Annotated in this window: 13 protein-coding genes; 11 read left to right on the top strand and 2 right to left on the bottom strand. The window is 39.3% G+C overall.

From position 1 onward, the window contains the following. Window positions 1-70: 70 nt before the first annotated feature. Complete coding sequence (locus tag AA0X95_RS19955; RefSeq protein WP_413300915.1) at window positions 71-718, top strand: copper homeostasis protein CutC; 648 nt, start codon at window positions 71-73, stop codon at window positions 716-718. Window positions 719-802: 84 nt separating this feature from the next. Here AA0X95_RS19955 and AA0X95_RS19950 read toward each other — a convergent pair whose 3' ends face one another. Both AA0X95_RS19950 and AA0X95_RS19945 read right to left on the bottom strand, forming a co-directional pair. Next, window positions 803-1543, bottom strand: coding sequence for a metallophosphoesterase family protein (locus tag AA0X95_RS19950; RefSeq protein ID WP_413300913.1), 741 nt, complete (start codon window positions 1541-1543; stop codon window positions 803-805). Between the two features lie 5 nt (window positions 1544-1548). After that, entirely contained in the window at window positions 1549-2289 is a 741-nt protein-coding gene (locus AA0X95_RS19945; RefSeq protein WP_413300911.1) for a hypothetical protein, read from the bottom strand. Window positions 2290-2429: 140 nt separating this feature from the next. On the opposite strand from AA0X95_RS19945, the gene AA0X95_RS19940 reads away from it, so the two are divergent. From AA0X95_RS19940 to AA0X95_RS19895, 10 genes are all read left to right on the top strand, one after another. Further along, window positions 2430-3047 (top strand): DNA-3-methyladenine glycosylase, encoded by a 618-nt coding sequence (locus AA0X95_RS19940; protein WP_413310127.1) that lies wholly within the window; start codon window positions 2430-2432, stop codon window positions 3045-3047. 166 nt (window positions 3048-3213) lie between these two features. Beyond that, on the top strand, window positions 3214-4506 hold the full coding sequence (locus tag AA0X95_RS19935) for an ABC transporter substrate-binding protein (RefSeq protein ID WP_413300909.1): 1293 nt from the start codon (window positions 3214-3216) through the stop codon (window positions 4504-4506). 63 nt (window positions 4507-4569) lie between these two features. After that, complete coding sequence (locus AA0X95_RS19930; RefSeq protein ID WP_413300907.1) at window positions 4570-5547, top strand: carbohydrate ABC transporter permease; 978 nt, start codon at window positions 4570-4572, stop codon at window positions 5545-5547. Next, the gene (locus AA0X95_RS19925; protein WP_413300905.1) at window positions 5544-6407 is read left to right on the top strand and encodes a carbohydrate ABC transporter permease; all 864 of its coding nucleotides are present in this window, start codon (window positions 5544-5546) and stop codon (window positions 6405-6407) included. The genes AA0X95_RS19930 and AA0X95_RS19925 overlap by 4 nt, the downstream gene beginning before the upstream one ends. A gap of 350 nt (window positions 6408-6757) precedes the next feature. Further along, a complete protein-coding gene (locus AA0X95_RS19920) occupies window positions 6758-7963 on the top strand; it encodes an IS256 family transposase (protein ID WP_413299614.1) in 1206 nt (401 codons plus the stop codon). An 884-nt stretch (window positions 7964-8847) separates the two neighbouring features. Then, the gene (rlmD, locus tag AA0X95_RS19915) at window positions 8848-10215 is read left to right on the top strand and encodes a 23S rRNA (uracil(1939)-C(5))-methyltransferase RlmD (protein WP_413310125.1); all 1368 of its coding nucleotides are present in this window, start codon (window positions 8848-8850) and stop codon (window positions 10213-10215) included. Between the two features lie 329 nt (window positions 10216-10544). After that, window positions 10545-10853 carry a heterocycloanthracin/sonorensin family bacteriocin gene (locus tag AA0X95_RS19910; RefSeq protein WP_413300903.1) on the top strand — a complete coding sequence of 103 codons (309 nt, stop codon included), beginning with the start codon at window positions 10545-10547 and terminating at the stop codon, window positions 10851-10853. Then, on the top strand, window positions 10738-10980 hold the full coding sequence (locus tag AA0X95_RS19905; RefSeq protein WP_413310303.1) for a hypothetical protein: 243 nt from the start codon (window positions 10738-10740) through the stop codon (window positions 10978-10980). The genes AA0X95_RS19910 and AA0X95_RS19905 overlap by 116 nt, the downstream gene beginning before the upstream one ends. 138 nt (window positions 10981-11118) lie before the next feature. Then, window positions 11119-13080, top strand: coding sequence for a putative thiazole-containing bacteriocin maturation protein (locus AA0X95_RS19900; protein WP_413300901.1), 1962 nt, complete (start codon window positions 11119-11121; stop codon window positions 13078-13080). Further along, complete coding sequence (locus AA0X95_RS19895) at window positions 13080-15020, top strand: TOMM precursor leader peptide-binding protein (protein ID WP_413300899.1); 1941 nt, start codon at window positions 13080-13082, stop codon at window positions 15018-15020. The genes AA0X95_RS19900 and AA0X95_RS19895 overlap by 1 nt, the downstream gene beginning before the upstream one ends. The last annotated feature ends 8 nt before the right edge of the window (window positions 15021-15028 follow it).

Genomic DNA, 15028 nt, shown 5'->3' with positions numbered 1-15028 from the left:
ATTTTTCTTCAACAGTATACTATTAATTATTATACTAAGGTTAAGTTTCAAACAAAAAGGATGACATTGTATGCTTAAAGAAGTTTGTGTAGAGAATTTCACATGGGTTCCTAGGGCTATTGAGCGTGGTGGAAATCGAATTGAACTATGTGACAACCTGTCAGTAGGGGGTACCACCGTTAGTCACGGGGTAGCTGTAAAAACCATTACATATTGTCACCTTCACCATACGAAGGTAATGATCTTGGTTAGGCCTAGAGGTGGAAACTTCATCTATTCCCAAGAAGAAATCGAGATTATGCATAATGATATTGTACATTTAAAAGAGTTAGGGACAGACGGAGTGGTTATTGGCTGTTTGAATCGTTCTGGCTGGATAGATGAGAAGCCTATGCTCCAGTTGCTGGAATCTGCGAAAGGGCTTGATGTCACCTTTCATATGGCATTTGATCATGTTATACCCGAATATCAACTTGATGCTATTGATTGGCTTGCTGAGCATGGTGTGAATCGGATTTTAACTCATGGAGGGCCAAGTTCTAGTTCAATTGAAGACAATCTAAGTCGATTGAAGGAATATGTAGATTATGCGAAAGACAAAATCACCATAATGCCCGGTGGTGGAATTACAGACAGAAACCTAAATTTTATCACTAGTAAACTTAAAATAAGTGAGGTACATGGGACAAAAATAGTGGGGCAGCTTGATTTGTTCTAAATACGAAAATTTGGCGCGTATGATTAGAACCACTCTTTGGCATGAGTTCGAGACTTACTCGAATTCATGCCTTTAAAAATTCCACTATTTATTTAACCCTCTATATTTTGCCGTCGTTAATTCCTGAATATATTCTTCAAGCTCGGGCATTGCCGCTTCTTTAGCTAATTGGATTGATAATTCTATATCATATGGAACACGAACAAGCTGTATCGAAAACACTCCTTTTTCAGTTTGGTTATATGCTCCCTCAAGTATGGCATAGGAGGCTTGAGTGAGATCAAGTGGATTACCAACGCTACCGACATTGCATAAAGTTTTACCTTTTATATTTTGCTGATAAGCATTATGAATATCTCCATAACAAACGACATCTGGCTCCCTTTCTCCAGCTATATTTTCTGTGAATGCAGTGTTTTCGAACATACTTAAGCGTCGTTCGATCGAGTCCCATGGCTGTATTCTTTCATACACACTTTTGGGTGATGCATGAAACATTCTGACTAGTTTTCCGCTCATCATAAACTCAACGGAAAAGGGGAGGTTTTTTAAATAATCCATTTGGTCTATGGTTAATTGGTTTTGATGCCACTTAATTGTGGCCGCTTCTTGGGGTTTAGGAAAAAAATCATCCCAATTTCCTCTAATCACACGTTCACAATGCTTTTGGATTATTTGTATGGCCATACTAGATTGGGGGCCTTTGCCTACCAAATCACCTAGGCAAATAATTCTCTTAATGTTTCTAGAATTGATATCACTAAGCACGGATTCTAGTGCAGGGATATTTCCATGAATATCTGAAATGACAGCGATTTTTTCCATATGTACTATACTCCTAACGAATGGTCTGTAAAATAATTCTCGATTTGTCTACTCATATCCTCTTTATTCTCGCGGAATTGTCTGTGCCGATGGCCGTTACTCCCTGAAGGATGAGGGAATCCTCTCAAAATAGGTATTTCATTATAAAAATAGGTAAGAACTTTACTAACATTCACACCTAGAGGGATTATCAATGGATTTTCAATCTTAGAGATATCTTTCATAAAATATTTATTTACATATGCCAATAGTATGTCAGTTTTTAGAATATTGGGCCTTGAACCGTTAAAATTTTGGTGATTGTAAAATACTGCATATGGAAGGATGGAGGTAGTGTAAACAAGATGACTGGCTTCACCAAAAAGTTGGCTTGAAGATGAAATGCCTAGATATCTCGGCAATTCAAGTTCATCAAGCATGGAAATAAGGTTGTTTCTCATTGATCCCTCAAAGCTTGCACTTTTTTTAACTTGATGAAGTAGTTCCTCGTCACTTAAATGTCTATTCTCAATAACAGTTGTATACGCTTTTTTCATTTGGTGGAGTCCAGGTGTAATGCCTGCTATAACCATCTTTGCGTACTCATTTATATAATCAAAAGGGGTGTAATAGACCTCTAATTTTTTCTGTACATCTTTTTCTAATAAGAAAGTTGAATTTAATAGGTCATGATCGGATAACGGCAACTGTAAAGATAATATTTTCTCTTTATATAGATGAAATTTTGCTCCTGTCACAATTCCCATTGATTTCCTCCCATATCGTAAAAATTTATGCAAATGACCTTATTGTAATATTCCCAAGCTGCCTATTAAATAAAAGAAACACGGGTAAATATAAAGTAGAAGAAAAGAAATAGCTAAAGGAGGTAAATCAATTGGAAGATATTTCAAAGAACTTTATTCCGTTACCTGCTTTATTTTATGAACAACCTACGATTACACTTGCTAAGGCATTGCTAGGGTGCCTTCTTGTTAAAGAAACAAACGAGGGTATTACGGCTGGATACATTGTTGAAACAGAAGCTTACATCGGTCCAGATGACAGGGCGGCACACAGTTATAATAACAAAAGGACTGCACGAACAGAGGTCATGTTCCACCGTTCCGGAATTGCCTATACTTATTTAATGCATACACATTGCCTCTTTAATGTTGTCAGCGGAGGTGAAGAAAAACCAGAAGCCGTTTTGGTTCGTGCACTCGAACCTCTGTACGGTATAGAGCTTATGAAAATCCGGAGAGGAATGGACGATCTGACAGGGCTGACAAATGGACCCGGCAAACTGACAAAATCATTGGGGATTACAATGGAGGACTATGGGCACCCTTTAACGATTCCCCCGTTGTATCTTACCAAAGGCTACAGTCCAGAAAGCATTTCGGCGGGAAAAAGAATTGGAATTGACAACTCTGGTGAAGCCCGGGACTATCCTTGGCGGTTCTGGGTTACTAATAATAAGTTTGTTTCAAGGCATCAAAAGGCCGAACATGTATTTTACTGAAGCAATTTTTGCTGGTTAGGGAACTCTCCTTGGCTACATGCAATTCTCGTACTTTCTTCCTATTTTGACAATAAGCAGGTTTATTAGACAAATACGTGGGTATTCCTCCTAGTGTAATCGGGTTGTTTTTTATAAAAAAACAAAACATCTAAGGAGGCATGGTCAAATGACAAAAAAGATTAGTAGTTTTTTATTAGTAGTAATCCTCATTTTATCAACGATCCTATCAGGCTGTTCCAGTAAAACGGAAGCGGCTAACACAAAAGGGAAGGTAGTAGTCAACTTTTGGACCTTTTGGGGCTCAGAAACAAGAAGGCCGGTCATTGAAAAAATCGTTAATGATTTTAATCAATCACAAGATAGAATCATTGTGAAACATACATTTATCCCTTGGGGAGATATTTGGACCAAAAATCTTGCCGCAGTTGCAGCAGGAAATCCTGCAGATGTTGTCATTAATGATATTAATAGTGTGGCCCAGCGCGCGGAAAACAATCAAGCAGAAGATTTATCAATGTACATAAAAGCAGATACCTTCAAAAAGCAATTCTACCCGAATTTATGGGATACGGTTTTATATAAAGGGAAGCCTTACGCCGTTCCGTTCACCACGGATACTAGGTTGCTTTTCTATAATATAGATGCCTTTAAAGAGGCTGGATTAGACCCCAATACACCGCCTAAAACGTGGGAAGAATTAGAGGAATATGCACAGAAACTCGATAGGAAGCAAGACGGACAATTTACTAGAATCGGATTTTATCCATTGTTTGGGGGCTTTGGAGCGCCAAGCTGGCTAAAAAATGCCGATAACGGAAAGGGCTATATTGAAAATGGAAAGTTAAAAATTAATACCCCTAACAAAGTAAAAGCACTAGAGTGGCTGGCAGATTGGCAAAAGCATTACGGGGATAAAACGATCCAAAATTATCAAGCTGAATTCAGCAATGGACAAGCCAATCCGTTTATTTCAGGAAAAGTTGCTATGTATACAGATGTGGCAACATTCTATACACAAATCCGTGATTCAGGCACGAAGATGAACTTTGGTGTAGCCCCAATTCCTTCTTTCAATGAGAATAGTAAACATTGGAGCGATGGAGGCGGATTCGTTGCTGAGGTTCCTAAAGGTGCCAAGCATCCGAAAGAAGCAGTTGAATTTATTAAATATTTGACCGGTGAAAAAGCACAAAAATATTGGGCTGAAAAGAATTATGATAACGTCGCTAATATTAATGGCGCTGAAAGTGCTTTGAAGGATTTAACGGGTGATTCCAAAAAAGTCTATCAAGAAGCGGTTAACGCCTTACAATACACCACGATGTCGCCAGTTCCTATTCATTATCCTGATTATCAAAACCGGATTAATCCGATAGCAGAGGCTGCAACTCAAGGTAAAAGTTCACCTTCGAATGCTTTGGAGAAGGCGGAAAAAGATGTAGAAAAGATGAAGAAATAGTATGCGAGAAGAGAAGCTATCGAGCTTCTCTTCGTGTATAAAGAAAGGAAGGTTAAAGCGACAATGAAGCAAATCGATACAACACTACCAAAAATTCAACTTACCCAAAAGGCTTCTAAAGCGGCCATTCCCTCTAATGTTTCCCGAGTGAAATGGAAAAGAAATGTTACTGGCTATGTTTTTATTTTACCTTGGCTTGTGGGATTTGTAGGGTTAACAGCCGGGCCTTTACTATTTGTTCTTTTTGCCAGTTTTACAGATTACAATATTACCTCAAAGATGAATTTTATCGGTCTAGATAATTACAAAAAGATGTTCACCTTGGATGATATGTTTTGGACTTCCCTGTGGAATACCCTCTATTATGTTATTTTTTCTGTTCCTTTAACTACAGCCGGGGCAATTTTTGCTGCGGTTTTAATGAATCAAAGAATAAAAGGAATAAAAGTTTTTCGTACCATTTTTTATCTTCCTGCTATCCTATCGGGGGTAGCGGTTTACTTTTTATGGATGCAACTGTTAAGCCCTTCTACGGGACTAGTTAACCAATTCTTACATATGTTTGGAATCGAAGGTCCTAACTGGCTATTCGATCCTAAGTGGACAAAACCAGCTTTAATCTTGATGAAAATGTGGAGTGTGGGTGGCGGGATGTTATTATATCTCGGCCGAATGCAAGGTATTTCACCATCCTTGTATGAATCAGCTGAATTAGATGGAGCGAACAGTAGGCAAAAGTTCTTTCATATCACCCTTCCGTTGATTACACCTATCATTTTCTTTGATGTGATTACCAGTACAATCGGTTCTTTTCAAATTTTTCAGGAAGCATATGTGATGACCCAAAATGGCAGCGGAGGTCCAGCTAATTCTATGCTCTTCTATAATCTGCACATGTGGAACAATGCGTTTAAATCATTTGATATGGGATATGCGTCTGCCATGGCGTGGTTCCTTTTTGTTATTATCATGGTGTTAACCGTACTGAATTTAAAAGCAGGAAAGAAATGGGTTTTCTATGAGGGGGGAGATGGAAAATGAGAGATTCAAGAGAATTAACCTTTTATCGTAAGAAGGAATGGAACCTTAAGAATTTGGTTGTATTTCTCATTTTACTATTAGGGAGCATCGTATTATTGACACCACTTTGGTGGATGATTTCTACTTCCTTAAAATCAACACAGGAGATTTTGCAGTTTCCACCCTCTTTTTTTCCGAAGCATTTCCAATTTTCCAATTATATTGATGCTTGGAAAACGGGGGATTTTACAAGATGGAGTATGAACACCTTACTAATTGCCGTTGCCAGCACGGTAGGGAATGTTTTAATCAACTCTTTTGTTGCTTATGGGTTTGCAAAGGTTCATTTTAAAGGGAGGAATGTGCTTTTTGTTCTTGTTCTTTCGACCATGATTATACCTGGATTTGTGACCTTGATCCCACAATACATACTTTTTTCAAAATTAGGATGGGTCAATACGTATCTACCGTTAATTGTACCTGCTTTTTTAGGTAGTGCTTTTAATATTTTTCTGATTCGGCAATTTATGATGACAGTACCGAACGAACTCAGTGAGGCTGCCATAATGGACGGTGCAAGCCATTTCCGCATTTGGTGGTACATCGTTATGCCTCTAGTTAAGCCTGCGTTACTTACGGTTGCCATTTTTTCCTTTACAGGTGCATGGAATGACCTGTTAACTCCACTGTTGTATCTTAGCGATGAAAAGCTTTATACATTGCAGCTGGGCCTTCAAACTTTTAAAGGTAGTGTGCAAACCCAATGGAATTATTTGATGGCCATGTCAGTAATGGTTCTGATTCCTATCATTCTTATTTTCTTTTTGTTCCAGAGCTATTTTATTAAAGGCTCCAATTTATCAGCTGGGTTGAAGGAATAAATTTTGGTAAATGCCCTACTTATAACAAAGTAATAAACACTAAAACCACAAAAAATAGAAATAACGGGTTTACTATAAAGGTGCAAACAAGTAAATCGCAAATATTAACGCATTGGAATTCACATATGAATTCCAATGCGTTATTTTGTTGGTAAAGCAGGTTTTCTATTAACCTTTACAAACTTTTCACAAATGAAATCACAAAACAATTCACAGGGCTGAAATAATTATTGGAAGGCTTGTGAAAATTAGTGTGATTTTAGGTGTTTATTAAATTGAAAATCCAGGGCTGAGAACGTCTATAGTTTTGTGTAAATGGTTATACTTACCAATTAAGGAGATGATCATTTATGCAAAATTATAGGGATATGACAATTAGAGAATTGGCAGGTCAATGTGAAACAGTGGACGATATTCATGCCATGATTAGGGACCTTTTCAAGGAGACTCTCCAACAGGTTTTCGAGGCTGAGATTGAGGAGCACCTTGGGTACTCCAAACATGATTCTAAAGGTATCAATACGGGAAATAGCCGGAATGGCTATAGTAAAAAGACCATTAAATCTAAGTTAGGTGAAACCAAGTTAAATATCCCTAGAGATCGTAAAGGTGAATATGAACCGCAGATTATAAAGAAATATGAGACCTCTATTAATGGATTAGAGGATCAAATAATTGCCCTTTATTCTAAAGGTATGTCCACACGGGATATTGAGGACCACATGAAGGATATTTATGGTATTAACGTCTCTTCTAGTTTAGTAAGTAAGGTTACAGACAAAGTGTTGCCTCTTGTCTATGAATGGCAGTCCCGTCTACTAGACCCTGTGTATCCTATTGTGTTTTTGGATGCAATACACTTTAAAGTTAAGCATGAAAATAGGATTGTTAGTAAGGCAGCTTATACAGTTTTAGGCGTAAATACAGATGGTATTAAGGACATTCTTGGTATTTGGATCGGCGAAGATGAGAGTGCTAGTTTTTGGTTGAACGTTTGCCAAGATTTGAAGAGTCGTGGTGTACAAGATATCCTAATTGCCTGTAAAGACGGGCTTTCTGGATTTTCAGAGGCAATTAATGCCACGTTTCCGAAAACAGATATTCAGTCTTGTATCATTCATCAATTACGAAATAATGTAAAGTGTGTTCCTCACAAATTCCGTAAGGAACTTATGGACGATTTAAAAAAGGTATATAAAGCATATACAATTGAACAAGCAGAATTGGAATTTGATGAGTTTAAAGAAAAGTGGGGAAAGAAATATCCTTCTGTTATTAAATCATGGGAGACCAACTGGCTAGAACTCACGACTTTCTTTTCTTACCCAGTAGAGATTAGAAAGTTAATTTACACAACCAACACTATTGAAGCATTCCATAGACAACTAAGGAAAGTCACAAAAACAAAAACTGCTTATCCAACGGATAATGCATTAAGGAAAATTGTTTACCTTGCGACTGTTGGAGTTACAGATAAATGGTCTAATCCTATTCCTGGATGGTTAGAATGTAGACAGCAGTTTGATATCATGTTTGAGGGCCGGCTTGGGAAATAATTGACGTAGTTAAGTTAGGGCTCTGCCCTAAGGGTTTATCGCTTTCGTTCTCCCAAAAGGAAAAAGAGAGGAAAAATCCTCTCTCCTTTTGTACAGAACCCTACTAGGTGCTCGGGTTGCTCCCCAGCATTGCCCTATCCCCCTAGTAGGTAAGAACACTTTAGTTTCAATATAGTCAAATCATATAGGATTTAACCATTTACACAAAATAATTTACATTCCCCCAGGGCTAATCAAAACAATGTGTTTACCTAGGCTGTGAAGGACAAAACTAGGCTATGCAACAAGAAAAATGTCCTTCATCCGTGTAATGAAGGACAAAACTAGGCTATGCAACAAGAAAAATGTCCTTCATCCGTGTTATGAAGGACAAAACTCAGTTGGGCAACAAGAAAAATGTCTTTCATTCGTGTAATGAAGGACAAAACTAGTCTATGCAACAAGAAAAATGTCCTTCATCCGTGTTATGAAGGACAAAACTCAGTTGGGCAACAAGAAAAATGTCTTTCATTCGTGTAATGAAGGACAAAACTAGTCTATGCAACAAGAAAAATGTCCTTCATCCGTGTAATGAAGGACAAAAACTCGGTTTGGCAACAAGAAAAATGTCTTCATCCAGGTTATGAAGGACAAGTCCTAGTGTGATTTTTCTCGTGAATTAAATTGTGAAATAATACGAGAATGAATAGAAAATTGACCTGCATTTTAAAGTTTTGCACCCCAAAAGTAAACCCGTTAAAAATAAAATTTGGTGGTTTTAATATTTGTAAAAGAGGATTAAAAAAATGATAAACTTATGTCATAATAGACATTTACTATATTTTAAATGAGTAAGAAAGGTAATTTGGGAGGAAGAAAAATTGACTGTTACTACAGCAAAAGAAATGCTAGTTAAAATAGATGCATTAGATGAAAAAGGTTCAGGTCAAGCGGTTCAATGGCTTGAAAACGAGCTGGGGAATAAACGTAAGTTAAAGCTAACGATCCCACAGACTCTTCCAGGAGAAAAGGTCCGAGTTACTGTTGACCAACCAGATCGAAGACGTAGAAAAGCGATGCCGGAGGAAATCCTTGAGGCGAATCAAGAAAGAACCATACCACAATGTCCTCATTTTGAAAAATGTGGAGGCTGCGTTTGGCAGCATTGGGATTATAGCGGCCAGCTAAAGCAGAAGACTCTTCATGTAAAAGAGGCAATTCAGGCGCAAGGCTATAACCCAGACCTCGTACAAGATACGATGGGAATGGACGAACCTTGGCATTATCGAAATAAAATGGAGTTTACGTTCGCACCTGATGGTTCACTTGGGCTGCATGAGCAAGGGAACTTCCGAAAAATCATTTCACTCGAATCATGTTTGATTGCCGGAAAAGAAATGGTAGAAGCGGCGATGGAAGTGGCTGCATGGGTGAAAGACCACCAATTAACTGGATATAACAAAGACTTACATGAAGGATTGCTGCGTCATTTAATGGTAAGACAATCTTTTGCAACGGGTGAAATCATGCTGGCTCTTTTTGCAACAGAGAGTCCGAAAGCTCATTTAGAGCAGGCTTCCGCAGATTTAGTGGACAGAATTGGACAAAAGTTTCCTCAAGTAAAAAGCTTGTTATGGCTTGAAAATACTGACTGGGCAGACCGCACGCAATCAGAAAAAAGCCATGTATTAGCCGGACGTGATTTTATATACGATGAAATGGATGGCTATCGTTTCCGTCTATGGTTTGATACATTTTTCCAAACGAATCCAACACAAGCACAAAAATTGGTGGACTTGGCAATAGAAATGGGTGAACCTAAGAAAACGGAAAAGATGATTGATTTATTCTGTGGGGTAGGTACGTTCTCTCTTCCTTTTGCCAGCAGAGTAGAGAAACTTGCTGGAATTGAAATTGTGGAGAGTTCAATTGAATCGGCGAAACGCAATGCTCTTGATAATGGCCTTACGAACACATACTTTTTAGCCAAAGATGCGCGAAATGGTATTGATGAAGTACTGGAGAGCTTTGGTCATCCAGAATTATTAGTGGTTGATCCTCCCCGCTCGGGTGCAGGAGGTAAAGTGATGAGGAAGATTGGCCGTTCCAAACCAGAAAGAATTGTTTATATTTCTTGTAATCCAGACACGTTTGCTACAGATATTAAAGAGCTTGAGCCATTTGGATATGAATTAAAGATTGTACAGCCAGTTGATCTATTCCCGCATACTGTACATGTTGAGTGCTGTTCACTTCTAGTTTTAAGGGAATAATGATGAGGTTGTGTGTGTGAAAAAAGTCTCTCTGCTTGTAAAGTGGAGAGACTTTTTTTACGGAATATTACAGGCTAAGAGGGGATTTATGGACCAACCAAATATAAGGCAAAAAATATGCGTACGGAATATAGGCATCACCATAAGTATTATTTTAGCAACAGTTTAAAATACTTCAACGCGAAATAGGCTCTTAGATTAGTAACAGAGACCTAAATGAAAACATAATTTGTTGAAGAGAGTACACATCTAACTAATGATTTCGTTTCATAGAACTGGCATTGACCTTTTTACTCTCTATTCAAGGTTAACTTAGATCATTAAATACAATGGGGAGGAAAGAATACAAAATGTTTCAAAATGAGCTACAAGGGTTGGGAATCGACCCTTACCAAGTTGGTCAGTTAGTTCCTATGGATCTTCAGAGCCAGGACCTGCAATCTATGGCTAGACGTTGCGGTGGCTGCGGACATTGCGGTGGCTGTGGAGGCTTTCGTTGCGGCGGTTGTGGAGGATTTCGTTGTGGAGGTTGTGGAGGCTGTGGAGGCTTCCGTTGTGGTGGTTTTGGCTGTTTTGGCTGCTTCGGTTTCAGCTGTTTCGGCATTGGCCTCGGTTTTAGTTGTTTCGGTTTCATTTAATTGCTTTGGCAGTTTGAGCTGTTGTGCACCGATAACATTTCCTAAAGAAAAAATTAATTTTGTAAATCAAAAGTGTCCTTGCGTAATTTGCCCGCAGGGGCACTTCTTAAATTTATGGCTGTGTTAAAAAAAGTATATACATTTGATCATTATCTAGCTCCAGCGCATGTGCAATGAGCTTCCGCTTTTCTTATCATATTGGACAAAAAATCGTACATAAACTGATAGTGCATAATTAGTACGATTATGAATAAGGAGGGGCTGAATGACAAAACTGGACTCGTCCTCACGTCTCAAGGTCAAAAGGGATACTTTCTTTCTTCCAGATCCACATGGCGGTGTGTATTTAAGAAACAACTTAAGCTCATTCCGAATGGAAGGTAATACAATCTATCAGTGGATTGAAAAATTGCTTCCAATGTTCAATGGGGAGCATACAATGGGAGAATTAACAATGGGATTAACTACCCCTTATCGAGACAGGGTATACGAAATAGGAGAAACGTTGCACAACAACGGTTTTGTACGCGATCTAAGCAAAGATAAACCCCATCAATTGAATCGAAACCTTCTTGAAAAGTATGCATCCCAAATCGAATTTATTGAGAATATTATGGGGTCTGGTGCTTACCATTTTCAAGAATACCGTCAGGCGAAAGTTCTGGTTGTTGGCTCTGGCCACTTTCTGGGTTCATTGGTTTCCTCGTTAATCGAATCAGGTCTGCCCAAATTAAATGTCTTGGTTACAGATTCCGTTCCTACCAATTGGCAGAGACAAAATGAACTGGTGCAAAATGCCCGTAAGACCGATTCTGAAGTCGAGATAAAGTATGTACCCTTTCATAAAGACGCAGGAAGCAGTTTCTGGAGGGAAGCAGTTCAGCCCTATGATTGGATTCTATATGTCTCGCAGGATGGCAATATAAATGAGCTAAAGGATCTTAATCTGGTTTGCAAAGAAGAAAAGAAGGCATTTATGCCAGCCATCTATTTAGACCAGGTGGGGCTTTCTGGTCCATTCGATCAACCGGATACAGATGGATGCTGGGAGTCCGCTTGGCGCAGAATCCATCATTCTGCACTAAAAAAGAATCGGCCGCCTCAATCCTTCTCTTCAACAGCGGGATCGATTCTGGCAAATGTTTCAGTATTCGAATTCTTCAAAAGGGCTACAGGGATTGCAGATTCCAATGAGAGTCATCAAATTTACATGCTTGATCTTGAAACCCTCGAAGGAGACTGGCTTTACTTTATCCCACATCCATTGGGTACGTCTAAATGTGATAGTCCAAGACTGGTGGAAGATTTTGATTTACGCCTCAAAGAGGAAACAGACAGAAATGAACCAACAAGTAACCTCTTAGAATATTTCAGTCGATTAACGTCAGAAGAAATAGGAATTTTCCATACCTGGGAGGAACGAAATTTACCCCAACTTCCACTTGCACAGTGCTATGTTCAAGCAGTTAACCCTTTTTCAGAGGGACCGGCAGAGCTGCTTCCTGAAGTTGTCTGTGCAGGACTAACACATGAGGAAGCAAAAAAAGAGGCAGGGCTAACAGGCATTGAAATGTATGTTTCACAAATGATAAATTTGTCCGTTTTGGGATACAAATATCAGAAAAATAAGGTAGGTGCGAAAATACCTGAGGGATTTATTGGCATCGGTTCTGGAGAAACAATTGCAGAGGCTGTTTGTAGAGGCCTTCAAGTCTATTTAGGTGAAGAATTGAAAAAGAGAAAGGTCAATCAACAGAGTAGGGTTTATCGAATTAAGGTGGGAGCCCTAGAAGATAAGAGATGCAGATTTTATTTTAATGCCTTGACTACCTTAAATGGTGCTCCAACAATTGGTCTAAAAGGGGATGTACTAGGATTCCCTGTGGTATGGGTAAGGTCGAAGGACCGTTGGTACACAAGCGTAGGTCTAAATACCACATTGTCATTACGTAATGCATTGGAACAAGCGCTTTTGGATGCTCAAAACCAAGTAAGTTCCACAGTAAAGCAAGAGATGGAGTCTAGTGTTTTTCTGGAAAAAAACGAAAGCAAACTGGATATCCCATCTTGTGATGAAATTACGTCTAGGGAGCTATTACAATCGTCTATTCAGGTATTGAACAGGAACCGCAATCGGCTAGTAATCTATGACCTTACCTTTGAGCCTTTTTTAAAACAAGAGCTGGCAGGGGTGTTTGGTGTTCAGGTAAAGGAGGGGGGATCCTAATGGCTGCTCATATACTTATAGATGGTGAGGGGGTATTAGCGGATTATGTCTATGATCAATTGTCCCCAAACTATCTTGTTAGGCGCCAAAGCATTCTTGAAGAGGTTCCCGAAAATACAGAATTAGTTCTTGTGCTGCATGATACCTGGAAACCATCCGTTCATCAAAAAGCGGAAGAGAGGTTAAGGGCTTTAGCTATTCCGTGGTTTCGAGGTTTCGTTTTGTTTGGTGAGGGAATCATTGGTCCATTTGTACGCACTGGTGTACCGGGATGTTCTCACTGTGCTGACATACGACTTATGTTAGCTGGACCTGACCGCCAAGAAATGTGGGGGCTTCGGGTGAAAGTGGCAACAGGAGAAGATTTACTGCGTGATGCATGGGCATCACGAACCGGATTATCACAAATGGCGATCTTAATTAGCAACGAAGTGAAAAAGATTCTACAAGGAGAACGAAGCAGCGTAGAAGAACGGGTGTTCATTACAAATCTGAAATCGTTAACGATCTCGAGCCACTTTTTCTTGCCAAATTCGTTATGCCCTATGTGCAGTCAAATACCTAAAGACACATCTGAATTGGCGTACATTAAGTTAGAATCTAGTCCTAAATTGGACCACACTGGTTACCGATGTCGTTCAATGGATGAATTAAAAAACGTGCTAGTCAAAGATTATCTGGATTATCGGACTGGTATCATGAATGGGAAAATGCAGGATATCAAGCTGCCGTTCGCCGATGTTTTAGTGAACATGCCGTTGTTTGATGGGGACGAGGGAGTAGCAGGCAGGACTAATTCTTATGAAATGAGTGAACTAACTGCCATTTTAGAGGGTTTGGAGAGATATTGCGGCATCGAACCTCGCGGCAAAAGGAAGGTAGTTCGTGATAGTTATTACAATTTAGCGGAAAAAGCACTAAATCCTGCAAAGGTAGGTTTGCATGAGAAAGAACAGTATGCAAGACCCCATTTTCCATTTAAACCATTTCATCCTGATAAACAAATGAATTGGGTTTGGGGATATTCATTTTTACAAGAACGCTCTATTCTGGTTCCGGAGTTACTGGCCTATTACAGTTTGGGATATGGAGAAGGCTTTGTTTATGAGACCTCCAACGGTTGTGCATTAGGAGGAAGTTTAGAGGAGGCCATTTTCCATGGCATTATGGAAGTAGTCGAGCGAGACTCATTCTTATTAACCTGGTATGCACAACTCCCCCTTCCCCGTCTCGACCTTAGTTCTGCGAACGACAAAGAATTGCAGCTGATGGTGAGCCGGATTCGTGAGGTGGCTGGTTATGACCTGTATTTTTACAATTCGACGATGGAACATGAGATTCCAAGCGTTTGGGCAGTGGCCAAAAACAGAAAATCCAAGGGAGCAAACCTCATTTGTGCAGCCGCAGCGAATCCTGATCCTGTAAAGGCAGTAAAAAGTGCGATTTACGAGCTTGCAGGAATGATGTTTAGGCATGACGAAATCTTGGAGAAAAATCGACCGAAATATGAAGCGATGTTACAGGATCCGTTTGCAGTACGTACTATGGAGGACCATGGCATGCTTTACGGACTAAGAGAAGCAGAGGAGAACTTGAGCTTTCTATTAGATGAAAACCGACCTTTACGTACATTTGCTGAGGAATTTAAATGCCCACCTGTGAATGCTAATTTGAAGGATGATGTTGAGGATATTCTAAATAGGTTTCGAATGCTAGACTTGGAAGTCATTGTGGTTGACCAAACAACACCAATAACCAAACGGAACGGTTTATTTTGTGTAAAAGTATTGATTCCTGGCATGCTGCCAATGACATTTGGACATCACCTTACACGTATACAAGGTCTTGAACGGGTACTCAACGTACCTGTGAAACTCGGGTTTAAAAAGCATCCGTTAACATATGAACAGTTAAATCCATATCCCCATCCTTTTCCATAATCGCAAGA

The sequence above is a fragment of the Neobacillus phoenicis genome, from assembly GCF_047302305.1.
GTDB lineage: Bacteria > Bacillota > Bacilli > Bacillales > Cytobacillaceae > Neobacillus.
The sequence above is the reverse complement of the archived record's forward strand: the minus strand, read 5'-3'. Positions and strand labels throughout refer to the sequence as shown.